This is a genomic window from Streptomyces sp. NPDC037410, assembly GCF_055602235.1.
Map to the genome: position 1 here is coordinate 22,256 of NZ_JBVJWR010000034.1, position 18,395 is coordinate 40,650.

The 18,395-nt window shown below is 67.5% G+C and carries 28 protein-coding genes; 1 reads left to right on the forward strand and 27 read right to left on the reverse strand.

All coding sequences use genetic code 11. From position 1 onward, the window contains the following. Positions 1 to 52: 52 nt before the first annotated feature. From glmM to ACZ7HT_RS35315, 4 genes are all read right to left on the reverse strand, one after another. Entirely contained in the window at positions 53 to 1,411 is a 1,359-nt protein-coding gene (gene glmM / locus ACZ7HT_RS35300; protein WP_471173618.1) for a phosphoglucosamine mutase, read from the reverse strand. 113 nt (positions 1,412 to 1,524) lie between these two features. Then, a complete protein-coding gene (gene rpsI / locus ACZ7HT_RS35305) occupies positions 1,525 to 2,037 on the reverse strand; it encodes a 30S ribosomal protein S9 (protein WP_015035601.1) in 513 nt (170 codons plus the stop codon). Positions 2,038 to 2,081: 44 nt separating this feature from the next. Then, positions 2,082 to 2,525 carry a 50S ribosomal protein L13 gene (gene rplM, locus ACZ7HT_RS35310; RefSeq protein ID WP_030687790.1) on the reverse strand — a complete coding sequence of 148 codons (444 nt, stop codon included), beginning with the start codon at positions 2,523 to 2,525 and terminating at the stop codon, positions 2,082 to 2,084. A 345-nt stretch (positions 2,526 to 2,870) separates the two neighbouring features. Then, the gene (locus tag ACZ7HT_RS35315; RefSeq protein WP_471173620.1) at positions 2,871 to 4,493 is read right to left on the reverse strand and encodes an ABC-F family ATP-binding cassette domain-containing protein; all 1,623 of its coding nucleotides are present in this window, start codon (positions 4,491 to 4,493) and stop codon (positions 2,871 to 2,873) included. A gap of 56 nt (positions 4,494 to 4,549) precedes the next feature. On the opposite strand from ACZ7HT_RS35315, the gene ACZ7HT_RS35320 reads away from it, so the two are divergent. Beyond that, positions 4,550 to 5,536 (forward strand): hypothetical protein, encoded by a 987-nt coding sequence (locus ACZ7HT_RS35320; protein WP_471173622.1) that lies wholly within the window; start codon positions 4,550 to 4,552, stop codon positions 5,534 to 5,536. Here ACZ7HT_RS35320 and truA read toward each other — a convergent pair. The 23 genes from truA to rplP form a co-directional block, all read right to left on the reverse strand. Next, the gene (truA, locus tag ACZ7HT_RS35325) at positions 5,507 to 6,364 is read right to left on the reverse strand and encodes a tRNA pseudouridine(38-40) synthase TruA (RefSeq protein WP_471173624.1); all 858 of its coding nucleotides are present in this window, start codon (positions 6,362 to 6,364) and stop codon (positions 5,507 to 5,509) included. The two genes, ACZ7HT_RS35320 and truA, sit on opposite strands and share 30 nt — an antisense overlap. A 93-nt stretch (positions 6,365 to 6,457) precedes the next feature. Next, positions 6,458 to 6,928, reverse strand: coding sequence for a 50S ribosomal protein L17 (gene rplQ / locus ACZ7HT_RS35330; RefSeq protein WP_031012120.1), 471 nt, complete (start codon positions 6,926 to 6,928; stop codon positions 6,458 to 6,460). 204 nt (positions 6,929 to 7,132) lie between these two features. After that, complete coding sequence (locus ACZ7HT_RS35335) at positions 7,133 to 8,155, reverse strand: DNA-directed RNA polymerase subunit alpha (RefSeq protein ID WP_004946635.1); 1,023 nt, start codon at positions 8,153 to 8,155, stop codon at positions 7,133 to 7,135. Between the two features lie 131 nt (positions 8,156 to 8,286). Further along, on the reverse strand, positions 8,287 to 8,691 hold the full coding sequence (gene rpsK, locus ACZ7HT_RS35340) for a 30S ribosomal protein S11 (protein ID WP_003956432.1): 405 nt from the start codon (positions 8,689 to 8,691) through the stop codon (positions 8,287 to 8,289). Positions 8,692 to 8,757: 66 nt separating this feature from the next. After that, positions 8,758 to 9,138, reverse strand: coding sequence for a 30S ribosomal protein S13 (gene rpsM, locus ACZ7HT_RS35345; RefSeq protein WP_024755422.1), 381 nt, complete (start codon positions 9,136 to 9,138; stop codon positions 8,758 to 8,760). Between the two features lie 189 nt (positions 9,139 to 9,327). Continuing rightward, complete coding sequence (rpmJ, locus tag ACZ7HT_RS35350) at positions 9,328 to 9,441, reverse strand: 50S ribosomal protein L36 (RefSeq protein ID WP_003956441.1); 114 nt, start codon at positions 9,439 to 9,441, stop codon at positions 9,328 to 9,330. Positions 9,442 to 9,502: 61 nt separating this feature from the next. Then, complete coding sequence (infA, locus tag ACZ7HT_RS35355) at positions 9,503 to 9,724, reverse strand: translation initiation factor IF-1 (RefSeq protein ID WP_003956442.1); 222 nt, start codon at positions 9,722 to 9,724, stop codon at positions 9,503 to 9,505. Between the two features lie 291 nt (positions 9,725 to 10,015). Further along, positions 10,016 to 10,867 (reverse strand): type I methionyl aminopeptidase, encoded by an 852-nt coding sequence (gene map / locus ACZ7HT_RS35360; RefSeq protein WP_471173627.1) that lies wholly within the window; start codon positions 10,865 to 10,867, stop codon positions 10,016 to 10,018. Between the two features lie 96 nt (positions 10,868 to 10,963). Then, positions 10,964 to 11,611, reverse strand: a complete 648-nt coding sequence (locus ACZ7HT_RS35365; protein ID WP_471173630.1) for an adenylate kinase — start codon at positions 11,609 to 11,611, stop codon at positions 10,964 to 10,966. Continuing rightward, positions 11,611 to 12,930 (reverse strand): preprotein translocase subunit SecY, encoded by a 1,320-nt coding sequence (gene secY, locus ACZ7HT_RS35370; RefSeq protein WP_471173631.1) that lies wholly within the window; start codon positions 12,928 to 12,930, stop codon positions 11,611 to 11,613. Before secY ends, ACZ7HT_RS35365 begins: the two co-directional genes overlap by 1 nt. A 167-nt stretch (positions 12,931 to 13,097) precedes the next feature. After that, complete coding sequence (gene rplO / locus ACZ7HT_RS35375) at positions 13,098 to 13,553, reverse strand: 50S ribosomal protein L15 (protein ID WP_471173632.1); 456 nt, start codon at positions 13,551 to 13,553, stop codon at positions 13,098 to 13,100. Position 13,554: 1 nt separating this feature from the next. After that, positions 13,555 to 13,737, reverse strand: coding sequence for a 50S ribosomal protein L30 (rpmD, locus tag ACZ7HT_RS35380; protein WP_041130781.1), 183 nt, complete (start codon positions 13,735 to 13,737; stop codon positions 13,555 to 13,557). Next, positions 13,737 to 14,339 carry a 30S ribosomal protein S5 gene (gene rpsE / locus ACZ7HT_RS35385; RefSeq protein WP_015035588.1) on the reverse strand — a complete coding sequence of 201 codons (603 nt, stop codon included), beginning with the start codon at positions 14,337 to 14,339 and terminating at the stop codon, positions 13,737 to 13,739. The genes rpmD and rpsE overlap by 1 nt, the downstream gene beginning before the upstream one ends. A 45-nt stretch (positions 14,340 to 14,384) precedes the next feature. After that, positions 14,385 to 14,768 (reverse strand): 50S ribosomal protein L18, encoded by a 384-nt coding sequence (rplR, locus tag ACZ7HT_RS35390; protein WP_351793016.1) that lies wholly within the window; start codon positions 14,766 to 14,768, stop codon positions 14,385 to 14,387. A gap of 3 nt (positions 14,769 to 14,771) precedes the next feature. Beyond that, positions 14,772 to 15,311, reverse strand: coding sequence for a 50S ribosomal protein L6 (gene rplF, locus ACZ7HT_RS35395; protein WP_073810162.1), 540 nt, complete (start codon positions 15,309 to 15,311; stop codon positions 14,772 to 14,774). Positions 15,312 to 15,332: 21 nt separating this feature from the next. Further along, the gene (gene rpsH / locus ACZ7HT_RS35400) at positions 15,333 to 15,731 is read right to left on the reverse strand and encodes a 30S ribosomal protein S8 (RefSeq protein WP_015035585.1); all 399 of its coding nucleotides are present in this window, start codon (positions 15,729 to 15,731) and stop codon (positions 15,333 to 15,335) included. A gap of 209 nt (positions 15,732 to 15,940) precedes the next feature. Further along, on the reverse strand, positions 15,941 to 16,126 hold the full coding sequence (locus ACZ7HT_RS35405; RefSeq protein ID WP_003948630.1) for a type Z 30S ribosomal protein S14: 186 nt from the start codon (positions 16,124 to 16,126) through the stop codon (positions 15,941 to 15,943). Positions 16,127 to 16,131: 5 nt separating this feature from the next. Then, a complete protein-coding gene (gene rplE / locus ACZ7HT_RS35410) occupies positions 16,132 to 16,689 on the reverse strand; it encodes a 50S ribosomal protein L5 (protein ID WP_351793114.1) in 558 nt (185 codons plus the stop codon). Further along, positions 16,686 to 16,997: a 50S ribosomal protein L24 gene (rplX, locus tag ACZ7HT_RS35415; RefSeq protein ID WP_015035583.1), complete on the reverse strand. Its 312-nt coding sequence runs from the start codon at positions 16,995 to 16,997 to the stop codon at positions 16,686 to 16,688. Before rplX ends, rplE begins: the two co-directional genes overlap by 4 nt. Positions 16,998 to 16,999: 2 nt before the next feature. Continuing rightward, entirely contained in the window at positions 17,000 to 17,368 is a 369-nt protein-coding gene (rplN, locus tag ACZ7HT_RS35420) for a 50S ribosomal protein L14 (protein ID WP_003956455.1), read from the reverse strand. A 99-nt stretch (positions 17,369 to 17,467) separates the two neighbouring features. Further along, complete coding sequence (gene rpsQ / locus ACZ7HT_RS35425; protein ID WP_024755411.1) at positions 17,468 to 17,749, reverse strand: 30S ribosomal protein S17; 282 nt, start codon at positions 17,747 to 17,749, stop codon at positions 17,468 to 17,470. Further along, complete coding sequence (gene rpmC, locus ACZ7HT_RS35430; protein WP_056552388.1) at positions 17,749 to 17,973, reverse strand: 50S ribosomal protein L29; 225 nt, start codon at positions 17,971 to 17,973, stop codon at positions 17,749 to 17,751. Before rpmC ends, rpsQ begins: the two co-directional genes overlap by 1 nt. Further along, positions 17,973 to 18,392, reverse strand: a complete 420-nt coding sequence (gene rplP, locus ACZ7HT_RS35435) for a 50S ribosomal protein L16 (RefSeq protein ID WP_017239579.1) — start codon at positions 18,390 to 18,392, stop codon at positions 17,973 to 17,975. The genes rpmC and rplP overlap by 1 nt, the downstream gene beginning before the upstream one ends. Positions 18,393 to 18,395: the final 3 nt, after the last annotated feature.

The following is an 18,395-nucleotide window of genomic DNA, read 5'->3' on the forward strand; positions in this document are numbered from 1 at the left end:
CTCCAAGCATCCGGTGGGGGCCCTCACTCTGCATGACGGTGCCTCAGAAAGCCTAGCCCAGTGCGGACTTCACGACGTCCGCGAGGCGCTGCGCGACCGAGCGGGCCTGCTCGATGTCGGCGGCCTCGACCATGACGCGCACCAGCGGCTCGGTGCCGGAGGGGCGCAGCAGGACGCGGCCGGTGGAGCCCAGCTCCCGCTCGGCGTCGGCGACGGCCGCGGCGAGCTCGCCGGAGGTGTTCACCCGGGACTTGTCGACGTCCTTGACGTTGATGAGGATCTGCGGCAGCCGCTCCATGACGCCGGCGAGGTCCGCGAGCGACCGGCCCGTGGCGGCGACGCGGGCGGCCAGCATCAGGCCGGTGAGGGTGCCGTCGCCGGTGGTGGCGTGGTCGAGCACGATGACGTGGCCCGACTGCTCGCCGCCGAGGGCGTAGCCGTTCTCCTTCATGGACTCCAGGACGTAGCGGTCGCCGACCGCGGTCTGGACGAGGTGCAGGCCCGCGCCCTCCATGGCGAGCTTGAAGCCCAGGTTCGACATGACGGTCGCGACGACGGTGTCGCCGCGCAGGGTGCCGGCCTCGCGCATGGCGAGGGCGAGCACGGCGAGGATCTGGTCGCCGTCGACCTCGTTGCCGGCGGCGTCCACGGCCAGGCAGCGGTCGGCGTCGCCGTCGTGGGCGATGCCCAGGTCGGCGCCGTGCTCGACGACGGCGGCCTTGAGCAGGCCCAGGTGGGTGGAGCCGCAGCCGTCGTTGATGTTGAGGCCGTCGGGCTCGGCGCCGATGGTGACGACCTGCGCGCCGGCGCGGGAGAAGGCCTCGGGCGAGACGCCGGAGGCGGCGCCGTGGGCCTCGTCGAGGACGATCTTGAGGCCGTCGAGACGGTTGGGGAGCACGGACATGAGGTGCGAGACGTACGTCTCGAAGCCCTCGCCGACGTCGCGCACACGGCCGACGCCGGAACCGGTCGGGCGCTCCCACGGGGCGCCGGTGCGGTGCTCCTCGTACACGCCCTCGATCTTGTCCTCGAGGTCGTCGGCGAGCTTGTGGCCGCCGCGGGCGAAGAACTTGATGCCGTTGTCGGGCATGGCGTTGTGGCTGGCGGAGAGCATCACGCCGAGGTCGGCGCCGAGGACGCCGGTGAGGTGGGCCACGGCCGGGGTGGGCAGGACGCCGACGCGCAGCACGTCGACGCCGGCGCTGGCGAGGCCCGCGACGACGGCCGCTTCGAGGAACTCTCCGGAGGCGCGCGGGTCCCGCCCGACCACGGCGGTCGGCCGGTGGCCCTCGAAGGTGCCCGCCTCGGCGAGCACGTGCGCGGCCGCGACGGACAGGCCGAGCGCGAGCTCCGCCGTCAGGTCCGCGTTGGCGACGCCGCGTACGCCGTCCGTGCCGAAGAGTCGTCCCACAGCTGTCCTCCGAGAATACGTGCCCAAAGTTTTGAAAGAGGTTATGAAAAAACGTACGCCCCGACGGCACGGGCAGTGCCGCCGGGGCGTACGAAAGCAGCGAGCAGGCGTGATTAGCGCTTGCTGTACTGCGGAGCCTTGCGGGCCTTCTTGAGACCGGCCTTCTTCCGCTCGACCGCACGGTCGTCACGGGAGAGGAAGCCGGCCTTCTTCAGCGCCGGGCGGTTGTTCTCGACGTCCGCCTCGTTCAGCGCACGGGCCACGCCGAGGCGCAGGGCGCCGGCCTGGCCGGAGACACCGCCACCCGCGATGCGGGCGATGACGTCGTAGCGGTTGTCGAGCTCGAGCACCTTGAAGGGCTCGTTGACTTCCTGCTGGTGCACCTTGTTGGGGAAGTAGTCCTCAAGGGTGCGACCGTTGATCTTCCACTTGCCGGTGCCCGGAACGATCCGGACGCGGGCGATGGCGTTCTTGCGACGGCCCAGGCCGGCGGCCGGCTGCGGGTCGCCGAAGCGGGACGCGAGCGACTCGGAGGTGTACTCACCCTCGACGAGCTCGGTCTCGGTGGTGTACTCCTCGACGCCCTCGAACTCGTCGACGGGGGTCTCGGGGGTGGTCTCGGCCACGATGCTCCTCAGATTTCTTTCGTTCTTAGGGGGTGTGGCCGGAATTACTGCGCGACCTGGGTGATCTCGAACGGAACCGGCTGCTGGGCAGCGTGCGGGTGGTTCTCGCCCGCGTAGACCTTCAGCTTCGAGAGCATCTGACGGCCCAGGGAGTTCTTGGGGATCATGCCCTTGATGGCCTTCTCGACGGCCTTCTCGGGGTTCTTGGCGAGCAGCTCGTCGTAACGGACGGAGCGCAGACCACCCGGGAAGCCAGAGTGGCGGTAGGCCATCTTCTGGGTCTTCTTGTTGCCGGACAGGTGAACCTTGTCGGCGTTGATGATGATGACGAAGTCGCCCATGTCCATGTGGGGGGCGTAGACGGGCTTGTGCTTGCCTCGCAGGAGGTTCGCAGCCGTCGTCGCCAGGCGGCCCAGGACGATGTCCTGCGCGTCGATGATGTGCCACTGGCGAGTCACATCGCCGGGCTTAGGGCTGTACGTACGCACTTCGTAGCCTTCGCTTCTTCAGTGGATGGAGTCCAGACACACCTGAAGCGATCATGCAGCTGGGGCCTGCACTGCCGGGACGACGCCCGTATGCGAGCCACTGGTAACTGCTCCAGGGAACCTGCGTAAAGGCCGCTCGTGTGAGAACCACGAAGCCAATACGCATAACAAACCGCAACAGTACCCGCGCACCCCACCAGGGTCAAAACGGCCGGTGACCCGGCTGTGGGCAATCGTTCCGCAGGGCGAGGGGGGTCCCCCCTGCTCGAGCGAAGCCGAGAGCTTGGGGGAGGGTGGGCACAGCCCCGAACGCGCCTCCCGCGCCAGGGCCCTCCCCACGACCACCTACCGGACCCTGTCCACCCGTCGCTCGTCCCACACCGGCTCCGACGTCTCGCGTACGACCCCGTCCGACCCGAAGACCAGGAACCGGTCGAAGCTCTTCGCGAACCAGCGGTCGTGCGTGACGGCCATCACCGTCCCGTCGTACGACTCCAGGCCCTCCTGGAGGGCCTCGGCGGACTCCAGGTCCAGGTTGTCCGTCGGCTCGTCCAGGAGCAGCGCCGTGGTGCCGGCGAGCTCAAGGAGCAGGATCTGGAACCGCGCCTGCTGCCCGCCCGACAGCTTGTCGAACGGCTGGTCACCCTGCCGCTCCAGCTCGTACCGCCGCAGCATCGACATCGCCCCGCCCCGGTCCTTGGCGTGCTCGGTCCACAGGATGTCGACGAGCGGCCGCCCGGCCAGCTCCGGGTGCGCGTGGGTCTGCGCGAAGTGCCCCGGCACGACCCGCGCGCCGAGCTTCCACGTACCCGTGTGGGCGACCGACCGGTCCCCCGCGAGCAGCCTCAGGAAGTGCGACTTCCCGGACCCGTTCGAGCCGAGGACGGCGACCCGCTCCCCGTAGAAGATCTCCAGGGAGAACGGCTTCATCAGACCGGTCAGCTCAAGGTTCTCGCAGGTCACGGCCCGCACACCGGTCCGCCCGCCGCGCAGCCGCATCCGGATGTCCTGCTCGCGCGGCGGCTCCGGCGGCGGCCCCGCCTCCTCGAACTTCCTCAGCCGGGTCTGCGCCGCCGCGTACCGGGACGCCATCTCGTGGCTGACCGCTGCCGCCTGCCGCAGGTTGATCACCAGCTTCTTCAGCTGCGCGTGCTTCTCGTCCCAGCGCCGCTTCAGCTCCTCGAAGCGGGCGAACCGCTCCCGCCGCGCCTCGTGGAAGGTGTCGAAGCCGCCGCCGTGCACCCAGACGTCCGAACCGGCCGGTCCCGGCTCGACCGCGATGATCTTCTGCGCACCCCGGGAGAGCAGCTCCCGGTCGTGGGAGATGAAGAGCACGGTCTTACGGGTCTCCCGCAGCCGCTCCTCCAGCCACCGCTTGCCGGGGACGTCGAGGTAGTTGTCGGGCTCGTCGAGGAGCAGGACCTCGTCGGGGCCGCGCAGCAGCGACTCCAGGACGAGCCGCTTCTGCTCGCCGCCGGAGAGGGTCCTGACCTGTCGGAACTGCGCCTTGTCGTACGGGACGCCCAGCGCGGCCATCGTGCAGATGTCCCAGAGGGTCTCGGCCTCGTAGCCCTGCACCTCGGCCCAGTCGCTGAGGGCCTGCGCGTACTTCATCTGGGCGGCCTCGTCGTCGACGGTCATGATCAGGTGCTCGGCCTCGTCGACGGCCTTGGCGGCCTCCCGGATCCGGGGCTGGGCGACCGAGACGAGCAGGTCACGGACGGTGGACTCGTCCCGTACGGAGCCGACGAACTGCGGCATCACGCCGAGCCCGCCGCTGACGGTGACGGTGCCGCCGTGCGGCTGGAGCTCCCCTGCGATCATCCGGAGCAGTGTGGTCTTGCCGGCGCCGTTGGCCCCGACGAGGGCGACGACGGCGCCCTCCCCGACCCGGAAGGAGGCGTCCCCGAGCAGGACCCTCCCGTCGGGAAGGTAGTACTCCAGATGCGCGGCCTCGACATGTCCCATGGGATGCATTGTCACCGCCCGCCGGGGCCCCGCCCAACCGGTTTAGGATGCGCGGCATGAGCTTTGGGGGACCGCAGTGGCCGCAAGAGCCGCAGCAGCAGGGGCAGCAGGGGTACGGACAGCAGCCCGGATACGGGTATCCGCCACAGCAAGGGCAGGGGCAGCAGCCGGGCTACGGCTACCCGCAGCCCTACCAGCCGCAGCAGCCTCAGCAGCCGAACCCCTTCCCCGGCGCGCAGGCCGGCACCGACACCCCCGACTGGGGCGCCCTGGCCGACGCCTCGGCCTCGCGCGGCCGCCGCAAGCGCCTCCTGCTGATCGCGGGCGGCGTCCTGGCCACGGTGGCCGTGGGCGCGATCGTCGCGACCGCCGTCGTCAGCACCAACCAGGAGAACGACGAGGCCAAGAACCACCCGGTCCCCACCGGTTCGGTCTCCCCCACGGGCACGCCGACCCCCGAGCCGACGTTCTCGTCGGTGGCGCCGCCGCCCCCGCCGAACCCGAAGGACTACATCTCCGACCCGAAGAAGGACAAGGCCCCGCTCAGCGCCGAGGGCCTCTTCCCGGGCAAGAAGCTGACCATGGACGGCCGCGCGTACAAGAAGGGCGCGACCTCCGCCACGACGAACTGCGCGGCCGTCACCCAGGGCGGCCTCGGCCCGGTCCTGAAGCGGAACGGCTGCGAGCGGGTGCTCCGCGCCACCTATGTGAAGGACGGCGTGGCGATCACCGTCGGCGTCGCCGTCTTCCCCTCCGAGGCGGCGGCCCAGAAGGCGAAGGACCAGGCCAGCGGCGGCATCGCGCCCCTGACGGGCGCGGGAGTGGGTGACTTCTGCCACGCCACGGTCTGCCTGCGCCGCTCGAACGCGATCGGCCGCTACGCCTACTTCACCCAGGCCGGCTTCGCCAACGGCAAGAAGGTCACCAAGGCCGACAAGCCCGTCTTCCAGGGCAGCGACGACCTCGGCACCTTCGCCTTCAACCAGATCTACGCCCGGGGCCGCGCCCAGGCCTCAGCAGCAGCCGCCGGCTCCGGGGAGTGACCGCTTGTTGCGCGCCTCCCGGCTGCGGGCGGCGAGCAGCTCGTCCGCCGGGTAGCCGACCTCTTCGAGGGTGAGGCCGTGCGGCCGCACGACGTGGACGGCCGAGTCCCGGACGCCGGCGGCGAGCACCTTGCCGGGCCAGTCGACGGGCCGGTGGCCGTCGCCGACGAAGAGCAGGGCACCGACGAGCGAGCGGACCATGTTGTGGCAGAAGGCGTCCGCCTTGACGGTCGCCTCCAGGATCCCGTCCTCGCGCCGCTCCCAGCGCAGTACCTGGAGCGTGCGGATGGTGGTGGCGCCCTCGCGCTTCTTGCAGTACGCGGCGAAGTCGTGCTCGCCGACGAGCGCGGTGGCGGCCTCGTTCATGGCGTCCATGTCGAGGGCCCAGTCGTGCCAGAGCACGTGCCCGCGGAGCAGCGGGTCGACGCCGCCGGGGTTGTCGGTGACGCGGTAGGCGTAGCGGCGCCAGATGGCGGAGAACCGGGCGTTGAAGCCCGCGGGGGCCTCTTCCACGCTCCACACCCGCACGTCGTGGGAGAGCCGCCCGGCGAGCCGCCGCAGCAGCTTGTCCCGGTGCTCGGCCCACACCTCCACGGGCAGGTCGACATGGGCGACCTGGCCGCGCGCGTGCACCCCGGCGTCGGTCCGGCCGGCGACGGTCAGCTCGTACGTCTCCTTGGACCGGGTGACGGTCCGCAGGGCGTCCTCGATCTCTCCCTGTACGGTCCGCTGCCCCTGGGCCTGCTTGGCCCAGCCGGAGAAGTCCTTGCCGTCGTACGACAGGTCAAGCCGAACCCGTACGAACCCGTCCTGCACGTCATCGCTCACGCGGCGATCCTCTCAAAAGCAGCTCAGACACACGGGAACGGGCCCGCACCCCAGGGGGTACGGGCCCGCTCACGAGAAACGTACGAAAAACGCTTACGCGTCCTTCGCCTCGTCCTCGGTCGCCTCGACGGCGGCGGCCTCGTCGGCCTCCTTGACGGCGCGCTTGGTGGCGGCCTCGGCCTCGGCAACGGTCGCCTTCTTGGCGATCTCGCCCTCGACCAGCTCGATCACGGCCATCGGGGCGTTGTCGCCACGACGGTTGCCGATCTTGGTGATACGGGTGTAACCACCCGGACGCTCCGAGTAGCGCGGGGCGATCTCGGTGAAGAGGGTGTGGACGATGCCCTTGTCGGTGATCGTCTGCAGCACCAGGCGACGGTTGTGGATGTCGCCCTTCTTCGCCTTGGTGATCAGGCGCTCGGCGACCGGACGCAGGCGACGGGCCTTGGCCTCGGTCGTGGTGATGCGGCCGTGCTCGAAGAGCGACTTCGCCAGGTTGGCGAGGAGCAGCTTCTCGTGCGCGGCGGAACCGCCGAGGCGGGCACCCTTCGCGGGACGCGGCATGGTGATTCTCCTTGTGATCTGCACCGGCCGTATGAGGTACCGATGTCAGTGTCCGAGCGGGCGGTCACCCGTCGGAGATCCGGCCGCGCCCCGAAGGGGCGAGGCCGGAAGGGGCGCGGGGCGGCGTCGATTTGCGACTCCGTCGCGGGGCGCGATCAAGCACAGCGCTCCCGCACCCACGTACGGACCGTGAGGCCCGAGCTCTTAGTACTGCTCGGTCTCGACGAAACCGGCGTCCGCGTCGTCATCGGCGCCGAAGGCGTCAGCCGCAGCCGTCGGGTCGAATCCGGGCGGGCTGTCCTTGAGCGCGAGGCCCATACCGGCCAGCTTCGCCTTGACCTCGTCGATCGACTTCGCACCGAAGTTGCGGATGTCGAGCAGGTCGGCCTCGGAGCGGGCGACGAGCTCACCCACGGAGTGGATGCCCTCGCGCTTGAGGCAGTTGTACGAACGAACGGTGAGCTCGAGCTCCTCGATCGGCAGCGCCAGGTCGGCGGCAAGGGCGGCGTCCGTCGGGGACGGGCCCATGTCGATGCCCTCGGCGTCGATGTTGAGCTCGCGGGCGAGACCGAACAGCTCGACCAGGGTCTTGCCGGCGGACGCCATGGCGTCACGCGGGCGCATGGCCTGCTTGGTCTCGACGTCGACGATGAGCTTGTCGAAGTCGGTGCGCTGCTCGACTCGGGTCGCCTCGACCTTGTAGGTGACCTTGAGGACCGGCGAGTAGATCGAGTCGACCGGGATGCGGCCGATCTCCTGGCCGACCTGCTTGTTCTGGACTGCGGAGACGTAGCCGCGACCGCGCTCGACGGTCAGCTCCATCTCCAGCTTGCCCTTGGCGTTCAGGGTCGCCAGAACGAGGTCGGGGTTGTGCACCTCGACACCGGCCGGGGGCGCGATGTCGGCGGCGGTGACCAGACCCGGGCCCTGCTTGCGCAGGTACATCACGACCGGCTCGTCGTGCTCCGAGGAGACGACCAGCTGCTTGATGTTGAGGATGAGGTCGGTGACGTCCTCCTTGACGCCCGGCACGGTGGTGAACTCGTGCAGGACACCGTCGATGCGGATGCTGGTGACAGCGGCACCCGGGATCGAGGAGAGGAGGGTACGGCGGAGGGAGTTGCCGAGGGTGTAGCCGAAGCCCGGCTCCAGCGGCTCGATGACGAACCGGGAGCGGAACTCGTCGACGACCTCTTCGGTCAGCGACGGACGCTGAGCGATCAGCATGTCTGTGATTCCTTCATTCGTGGACGCCCACTATTTGACGTCCTCGGAGTACTGCGTACTGCAAGGGTACGGGCGGTACGCCCCCGAAAGGGGACGCACCGCCCGAAAGTCCAGGTCAAGCAGCCGATGCGTCAGACGCGGCGGCGCTTGGGGGGACGGCAGCCGTTGTGCGGCGTGGGGGTGACGTCCTGGATCGAACCGACCTCGAGGCCCGTGGCCTGGAGGGAGCGGATCGCGGTCTCACGGCCGGAGCCGGGACCCTTGACGAAGACGTCGACCTTGCGCATGCCGTGCTCCTGCGCGCGGCGGGCGGCCGACTCGGCGGCCATCTGCGCGGCGAAGGGGGTGGACTTGCGCGAGCCCTTGAAGCCGACGTGGCCGGCGGAGGCCCAGGAGATCACGTTGCCCGAGGGGTCCGTGATCGAGACGATCGTGTTGTTGAACGTGCTCTTGATGTGCGCGTGGCCGTGAGCGACGTTCTTCTTTTCCTTGCGGCGCACCTTCTTGGCAGCGCCCTGACGACCCTTGGGGGGCATCTCTTACTCCTACGGGAGGTGGTCGGTCCTACAGCGAAGACCGCTTGGTCAAGCGTCCGCTGAGGACTACTTCTTGCCCGGCTTCTTCTTACCGGCGATGGCGCGACGCGGGCCCTTGCGGGTACGAGCGTTCGTGCTGGTGCGCTGGCCGCGGACGGGCAGGCCACGACGGTGGCGGAGGCCCTGGTAGCAGCCGATCTCGACCTTGCGGCGGATGTCGGCGGCGATCTCGCGGCGGAGGTCACCCTCGGTCTGGAGGTTGGCGTCCACGTACTCGCGGATCTTGACGAGGTCTTCCTCGGCAAGGTCGCGGACACGGGTGGACTCGTTCACGCCAGTGGCGGCGAGGATCTCCTCGGACCGGGTGCGCCCGATACCGAAGACGTAGGTGAGTGCGACCACCACACGCTTTTCACGCGGGATGTCAACACCGGAAACGCGTGCCATTCAATGGCTCCTGTGTTCTCGGGGGTCTGCTGCAGAACCATTCCCGGCTGCCGTATGAGGTACAGGTCGGGTCCCCGGCCCCCGCCGGAGGTGCCGTCAACCGTGGGACACGGTCGGACGGGCTCTGCGTATGTACGTATTGCTATGCGTCGCGCGAAGAACTGCGAAATGCAGGTCGGTCGGCGTGCGTCAGCCCTGGCGCTGCTTGTGGCGCAGGTTGTCGCAGATGACCATGACCCGGCCGTGACGGCGGATCACCTTGCACTTGTCGCAGATCTTCTTGACGCTCGGCTTGACCTTCATGGGATGTGAGGTTCTCCGGGTCAGTGCCATCACCCGCGCGGAGGGCGGGTGCGGGCAAGATCTACTTGTACCGGTAGACGATCCGGCCACGCGTCAGGTCGTACGGAGAGAGCTCCACGACGACCCGGTCGTCCGGGAGGATTCGGATGTAGTGCATCCGCATCTTGCCGGAGATGTGCGCGAGGACCTTGTGACCGTTCTGGAGCTCCACCTTGAACATGGCGTTCGGGAGGGACTCGATCACGGTGCCCTCGATTTCGATGGCACCTTGCTTCTTGGCCACGCTTCGCCTTTCGAATCGGCTACCTTGATCGACTCTCTTCGCCGCGTGCAGGCACACGGGTACACGAGAGCCGACGCATCAGTCTACGTCAGGCCCCAGGAAAAGACGAATCGGGAAGTCTGCCCACCGTAGAAGATCATTACGCAAAGGACGAAACGCTCTAACCCAGCGGGTCCGGCGCCGCCGTGACACCAAGCTCGGCCAGCTTCGCCTTGCCCCCGACCCCATCCCCGACGCAGGACTCCGTCCGGCGGACGGGGGTCCCGCGCAGCCGCCCGCCGGGCCCCGGTCCTACGCCAAGGGGTCCGGCGCAGCCGTCACGCCCAGTTCCGCCAGCTTCGCCTTGCCGCCGTCGACCGCCGTGAGGACCAGGGGGCCCTCCTCGGTCAGGGCGATGGAGTGCTCCCAGTGGGAGGACCAGGTGCCGTCGGTCGTGATGACCGTCCAGTCGTCCTTCAGGACCTCCGTGCGCGGGGTGCCCAGGGAGACCATCGGCTCGATCGCCAGGCAGAGGCCGGGGACCAGCTTGGGGCCCTTGCCGCGCTTGCGGGAGACGTAGTTCAGGAGGTGCGGGTCCATGTGCATCTCTGTACCGATGCCGTGGCCGCCGTAGTCCTCGATGATGCCGTAGCGGCCGAGGCTGTGGTCGCCCACCGCGGGGCGCGGCTGGCGCTTGATGTACGACTCGATCGCCTTCGAGATGTCCACCAGGCGGTTGCCGAGCTTCATGGCCGCGATGCCGGCCCACATCGACTCCTCGGTCACCCGGGAGAGCTCGATCAGCTCCGGGGCGTGACCGGTGCCGACGAAGGCGGTGTACGCGGCGTCGCCGTGCCAGCCGTCCACGATCGCACCGCAGTCGATCGAGATGATGTCGCCGTCCTTGAGGACGGTCTTCTCGTCGGGGATGCCGTGGACGACGACCTCGTTCACCGAGGTGCAGATCGTCGCGGGGAACCCGCCGTACCCGAGGAAGTTCGACTTCGCCCCGTGGTCGGCGATGACCTTCCGCGCGACCTCGTCGAGGTCCTTCGTCGTCGCACCCGGCACGGCCGCCTCACGCGTCGCCGCGTGGATGGCGGCGACGACCAGGCCCGCCTCGCGCATCTTCGCGATCTGCTCGGGGGTCTTGATCTGCACCATCGTGGCCGGGGCCTTTCCTTCGAGTACGGGGAACAGAACAACGATACGGCCGCGACGCCCCCGAGGGGCACCGCGGCCGTATCGAACGAACCAGGGTTACTTCTTGAGCGCGTCCATCGCCTTGGCGGTGACCTCGTCCACCTTGCCGAGCGCGGAGATCGTGGCGACCAGGTTCTGCGCCCGGTAGTAGTCGATGATCGGCTCGGTCTCGGTGTGGTAGACCGACAGGCGCTTGCGGACGGTCTCCTCCGTGTCGTCGTCGCGCTGGTACAGCTCGCCGCCGCAGGCGTCGCAGACGCCCTCGGTCTTCGGAGCGTTGTACGTCACGTGGAAGACGTGCGCGGAGTCGTTGCGGCAGATGCGGCGACCCGCGATCCGCTTCACGACCTCGTCCTCGGGGACCTCGAGGTCCAGGACCGCGTCCAGCTCGATGCCGTCGGCCTTGAGGAAGGCGTCCAGGGCCTCGGCCTGGGCCACGTTCCGCGGGAAGCCGTCGAGCAGGAAGCCGCCCTCGGCGTCCGCCTGGCGCATGCGGTCCTCGGCCATCCCGATCGTCACGGAGTCCGGCACGAGCTGGCCGGCCTTCATGTACGACTGCGCCTCTACGCCCAGCGGCGTGCCCTGCGAGATGTTGGCACGGAACAGGTCGCCCGTAGAGATGTGCGGGATGCCCAGGTTCTTGGCGAGGTACGCGGCCTGCGTGCCCTTGCCCGCACCGGGCGGTCCGACGAGGACGATTCGCATCAGCGGAGGAACCCTTCGTAATTGCGCTGCTGGAGCTGGCTCTCGATCTGCTTCACGGTCTCCAGCCCCACACCCACGATGATGAGGATGCTCGTCCCACCGAAGGGGAAGTTGGCATTGGCGCCACCGAAGCCTGCCAACGCCATCGTCGGCACAAGAGCGATCAGACCCAAGTACAGCGAGCCCGGCCAAGTGATCCGGTTGAGCACGTAGCTCAGGTACTCGGCAGTAGGTCGACCAGCCCGGATACCCGGGATGAAGCCACCATACTTCTTCATGTTGTCCGCGACTTCCTCGGGGTTGAACGAGATCGCCACATAGAAGAAGGCGAAGAACACGATCAGGAGGAAGTACGCGGCGATGTAATACGGGTGGTCACCCTTGACGAAGTGGGCTTCGATCCAGGTCTTCCAGCCCGCGGTGCTGTTCGAGAACTGCGCGATCAGGGCCGGGATGTAGAGAAGCGACGACGCGAAGATGACAGGAATCACACCTGCCTGATTCACCTTCAACGGGATGTAAGTGGACGTACCGCCGTACGACCTGCGGCCGATCATCCGCTTCGCGTACTGCACCGGGATGCGTCGCTGGGCCTGCTCGACGAAGACCACGAGGGCCACCATCACGAAGCCGATGAGGATGACGGTGCCGAACTCGATCCAGCCCTTGGCGAGCTTGCCGCTCTGCTTGATGGCCCACAGGGCGCCGGGGAAGCCGGCGGCGATCGAGATGAACATCAGGATCGACATGCCGTTGCCGATGCCGCGGTCGGTGATGAGCTCGCCCAGCCACATGACGACACCGGTGCCCGCGGTCATCGTGATGACCATGGTGGCGATGGTGAAGATCGACGGGTCGGGCACGACCTGGTCGGCGACGGCGCAGCCGCTGAAGAGCGCACCGCTCTTGGCGGTGGCGACGAGACCGGTGCCCTGGAGGATGGCGAGAGCCACGGTCAGGTACCGGGTGTACTGCGTGATCTTGGCAGTACCGGCCTGACCCTCCTTCTTGAGGGCTTCGAGGCGCGGGATCACGACGGTCAGCAGCTGCAGGATGATGCTCGCCGTGATGTACGGCATGATGCCGAGCGCGAAGATGGTGATCTGCAGCAGCGCTCCGCCACTGAACATGTTGACCAGGCCGAACAGGCTGTTGTTGCCCTCGCTGGCCTGCTTGACACACTGCTGGACGGCCTCGTAGCTGACGCCCGGCACCGGGATGTGGGCCCCGAGGCGGTACAGCACGATGATGGCGAGCGTGAAGAGCAGCTTCTTGCGCAGGTCGGGCGTCTTGAACGCCCGGGCGAACGCGGTGAGCACGGTGCCTCCTGCGACCCCCGCGCACGTGCGTCAGAGGTGACGGTCTTGAGGTAAAGGACAGAGTTGCACGCCACCTTACCGGCGACCGTGCCCCCCTAGGAACGACCAACCGGGGATGCCCCTTTTGAGAGGCATCCCCGGTCGGATGTTCAGGCCATCGAGTCGTCTCAGACGAGCTCGGTGACGGTGCCGCCGGCGGCGGCGATCTTCTCCTTGGCGGAGCCGGAGACGGCGTCGACCGTCACCTGCAGCGCCACGGAGACCTCGCCCTGGCCCAGGACCTTGACGAGCTGGTTCTTGCGAACGGCACCCTTGGCGACCAGGTCGGCCACCGTGACCTCGCCACCCTGCGGGTAGAGCGCGGTGAGCTTGTCCAGGTTCACGACCTGGTACTCGGTGCGGAAGGGGTTCTTGAAGCCCTTCAGCTTCGGAAGACGCATGTGGAGGGGCATCTGGCCACCCTCGAAGCGCTCCGGAACCTGGTAACGGGCCTTCGTACCCTTCGTACCACGACCGGCCGTCTTACCCTTCGAGGCCTCACCGCGACCCACACGGGTCTTCGCGGTCTTGGCGCCCGGGGCGGGACGGAGGTTGTGGGCCTTCAGCGGGCTGTTCTCCGCCATGTCAGTCAACCTCCTCGACCGTCACGAGGTGGCGGACGGTGTGCACCATGCCGCGGAACTCGGGGCGGTCCTCCTTGACAACCACGTCACCCAGGCGCTTGAGGCCCAGGGAACGGAGGGTGTCGCGGTGGTTCTGCTTGCTGCCGATGTACGACTTCGTCTGCGTGACCTTGAGGCGAGCCATTACGCACCCGCCCCAGCACGCGCACGGAGGAGAGCCGCGGGAGCGACGTCCTCGAGGGGCAGACCACGGCGAGCCGCGATCTCCTCGGGACGCTGCAGGCCCTTGAGGGCCTCCACGGTCGCGTGCACGATGTTGATCGCGTTGTCGGAGCCGAGCGACTTCGACAGGATGTCGTGAACGCCGGCGCACTCGAGGACGGCGCGCACCGGGCCACCGGCGATGACACCGGTACCGGGGGAAGCCGGCTTGAGCAGGACGACGCCCGCGGCCTTCTCGCCCTGGATCGGGTGAGGGATGGTGCCCTGGATGCGGGGAACCTTGAAGAAGTTCTTCTTGGCTTCCTCGACGCCCTTGGCGATGGCCGCGGGAACTTCCTTGGCCTTGCCGTAACCGACACCTACGGTGCCGTCACCGTCACCCACCACGACGAGCGCGGTGAAGCTGAAGCGACGACCACCCTTGACAACCTTGGCGACGCGGTTGATCGCGACAACGCGCTCAACGTACGCGGTCTTCTCGGCGGCAGCGCCACCGTCGCGACCCTTCCGGTCCCGCCGCTCGCCGCCACCGGCACCGCTGCCGCGGCGCTGGGGTCCAGCCATTGGATTACCTCTCTCTGTTACGTCCGTTAGTCCCGGAACCGGGGCTTAGAACTTCAGCCCGGCTTCGCGGGCGGCGTCAGCCAGAGCGGCAATGCGCCCGGCGTACCTGTTGCCACCACGGTCGAACACGACGGTCTCGACGCCGGCAGCCTTGGCGCGCTCGGCGACAAGAGCGCCGACCTGCTTGGCCTGCGCGGACTTGTCACCCTCGCCACCACGGATCGACGCGTCCAGGTTCGACGCGGACGCAAGGGTGTGACCCTTGAGGTCGTCGATGACCTGAGCGGTGATACCGCGGTTCGAACGCGTCACGACGAGGCGCGGACGCTCCGCCGTACCCGACACGTTCTTGCGGATGCGGATGTGGCGGCGCGCCTTGGCGGCCCGCTTGTAAGCGTCGCCCTTGGCGATCTTCACACCGTATGCCATGGCTTACTTACCAGCCTTTCCGACCTTGCGGCGGATGACCTCGCCGGCGTACTTGACGCCCTTGGCCTTGTACGGGTCGGGCTTCCGCAGCTTGCGGATGTTCGCCGCGACCTCGCCGACCTTCTGCTTGTCGATGCCCTCGACCGAGAACTTGGTCGGCGACTCGACCTTGAACGAGATGCCTTCCGGCGCCTCGATCAGGATCGGGTGGCTGTAGCCGAGCTGGAACTCCAGAGCGGAGCCCTTCGCGGCCACGCGGTAACCGACACCGCTGATCTCGAGCGCCTTCACGTAACCCTGGGTCACACCGGTGATCATGTTGGCCACCAGCGTGCGGGACAGGCCGTGAAGGGCCTTGTTCTGACGCTCGTCGTTCGGACGGTTGACGTTGAGCACGCCATCCTCGCCCTTAACGATCTCGATCGGCGCGGCGACGGTGTGGCTCAGGGTGCCCTTGGAACCCTTGACCGTGACCGTGCGGCCATCGATGGTGACGTCCACGCCGGCGGGAACCTGGATAGGCAGCTTGCCAATACGCGACATTAGCTATTCCTCCGTTCCCGACTACCAGACGTAGGCGAGGACTTCCCCACCTACGCCCTTCTTGCCTGCCTGCTGGCCGGTCAGGAGACCGTGGGACGTGGAGATGATCGCCACGCCCAGGCCGCCGAGGACCTTCGGCAGGTTGGTGGACTTCGCGTAAACCCGGAGACCGGGCTTCGAGATCCGCTTGATGCCCGCGATGGAGCGCTCACGGTTCGGACCGAACTTGAGCTCGAGGACGAGGTTCTTGCCGACCTCGGCGTCCTCGACCTTCCAGCCCGTGATGAAGCCCTCCTGCTGGAGGATTTCCGCGATGTGAGACTTGATCTTGCTGTGCGGCATCGTCACGGAGTCGTGGTATGCCGAGTTCGCGTTACGCAGACGAGTCAGCATGTCCGCGATCGGATCAGTCATGGTCATGAATTGGCCTTCGGCCTCTCTCGCCGGGGTTTCCTGTATGCGCCATCCCTCTCCCCACACAGGGGCGGGACGGGTGCGGCGCGGGGACCTACGGCGTAGTAAGTCGTAAGGGCGGCGAACGCCCAACCCTCCTAGCCTAAGCCATGGAGGGGTGGGCATCCGCCATACCCAATGCTTACCGAGAGACTCCGGTCATCCCAACTAAGGGATTACCAGGAGCTCTTGGTCACGCCCGGCAGCTCGCCACGGTGAGCCATCTCACGGAGGCACACGCGGCACAGGCCGAACTTGCGGTACACGGAGTGGGGACGACCACAGCGCTGGCAGCGCGTGTAGCCACGCACGCCGAACTTGGGCTTGCGGGCAGCCTTCGCGATGAGAGCCTTCTTCGCCATCTCGCTTACGCCTCCTTGAACGGGAAGCCGAGGTGACGCAGAAGGGCACGGCCCTCGTCGTCGTTGGTCGCCGTGGTCACCACGGTGATGTCCATACCCCGGACACGGTCGATCTTGTCCTGGTCGATCTCGTGGAACATGACCTGCTCCGTGAGACCGAAGGTGTAGTTGCCACGCCCGTCGAACTGCTTGGGGGACAGACCACGGAAGTCGCGGATGCGCGGAAGCGCGAGCGACAGGGTGCGGTCCAGGAACTCCCACATGCGGTCGCCACGGAGGGTGACGTGCGCACCGATCGGCTGGCCCTCACGCAGCTTGAACTGCGCGATGGACTTACGAGCCTTGGTGACGGCCGGCTTCTGGCCGGTGATCGTGGTGAGGTCACGGACGGCACCGTCCATGAGCTTCGAGTCACGGGCGGCGTCGCCGACACCCATGTTGACCACGATCTTCACGAGGCCGGGGATCTGCATGACGTTCTCGTAGGAGAACTCCTCACGCAGCTTGCCCGCGATCTCCTCGCGGTACTTCGTCTTGAGACGCGGAGTGGTGGTAGCCATCAGATGTCCTCACCCGTCCGCTTGGCAACGCGGATCTTGTTGCCCTCGTCGTCGAAGCGGTAACCGACACGCGTGACGACCTTCTTGCCGTCCTTCTCCACGACCAGCTGGACGTTGGAGACGTGGACCGGAGCCTCGGTCGTGACGATGCCACCGGCCTGCGACGGGCCGGCCTTGGTGTGCTTCTTGACCCGGTTGACACCCTCGACGAGGACGCGGTTCTCGCGGGGGAAGGCCGTGATGACCTTGCCCTGCTTGCCCTTGTCCTTACCGGTGATGACCTGGACCAGGTCGCCCTTCTTGATCTTCATGCTTACAGCACCTCCGGCGCGAGCGAGATGATCTTCATGAACTTCTTCTCGCGCAGCTCACGGCCGACCGGGCCGAAGATACGGGTGCCACGAGGGTCGCCGTCGTTCTTGAGAATGACAGCGGCGTTCTCGTCGAAGCGGATGTACGAGCCGTCCTGGCGGCGGCGCTCCTTGACGGTGCGAACGATGACCGCCTTGACGACGTCACCCTTCTTCACGTTGCCACCGGGGATCGCGTCCTTGACGGTGGCGACGATGACGTCACCGATGCCCGCGTAGCGGCGACCCGAGCCACCGAGAACACGGATGCAAAGGATCTCCTTGGCACCAGTGTTGTCGGCGACACGCAGTCGCGACTCCTGCTGGATCACGTCTATCTCCTGATTTGTCTGCCGGTTCCCGGCCGGGGCTTCACGAGGAAGCCCCGGCCGAGCCTGGCGGAACTGACCTGAGGGATACCCCTCAGGTAATTACTTGGCCTTCTCGAGGATCTCGACGACGCGCCAGTGCTTCGTCGACGACAGCTTCCGGGTCTCCATCAGGAGGACGCGGTCGCCGATGCCGGCAGCGTTCTGCTCGTCGTGAGCCTTGAGCTTGTTCGTACGGCGGATGACCTTGCCGTACAGCGCGTGCTTGACGCGGTCCTCGACAGCGACGACGACGGTCTTGTCCATCTTGTCGCTGACGACCAGGCCCTCGCGGACCTTGCGAGCGTTGCGCTCGGTCTTCTCAGTCACGTTGCTCTCGCTCATCAGACGTTCTCCACCGTCTCGATGCCCAGCTCACGCTCGCGCATCAGGGTGTAGATCCGGGCGATGTCCTTACGGACGGACTTGAGCCGACCGTGGTTCTCGAGCTGGCCCGTCGCCGCCTGGAAGCGGAGGTTGAACAGCTCTTCCTTGGCCTCGCGGAGCTTGTTGAGAAGCTCCTCGTTGCCCAGCTCGCGCAGCTCGGACGCCTTGGTACCGGCCGACATCACAGCTCACCTGCTTCGCGCTTCACGATCTTGCACTTCATCGGCAGCTTGTGGGCCGCACGGGTGAGGGCCTCGCGCGCGATCTTCTCGTTCGGGTAGGACAGTTCGAACATCACCCGACCCGGCTTGACGTTCGCGATCCACCACTCCGGAGAACCCTTACCGGAACCCATGCGGGTCTCGGCGGGCTTCTTCGTCAGCGGGCGGTCCGGGTAGATGTTGATCCAGACCTTGCCGCCACGCTTGATGTGGCGGGTCATCGCGATACGAGCCGCCTCGATCTGGCGGTTGGTCACGTAAGCCGGCGTGAGGGCCTGAATGCCGTACTCGCCGAACGCAACCTGCGTACCACCCTTGCTGGCGCCGGAGCGCTTGGGGTGGTGCTGCTTGCGGTGCTTGACCCTACGGGGGATCAGCATGTC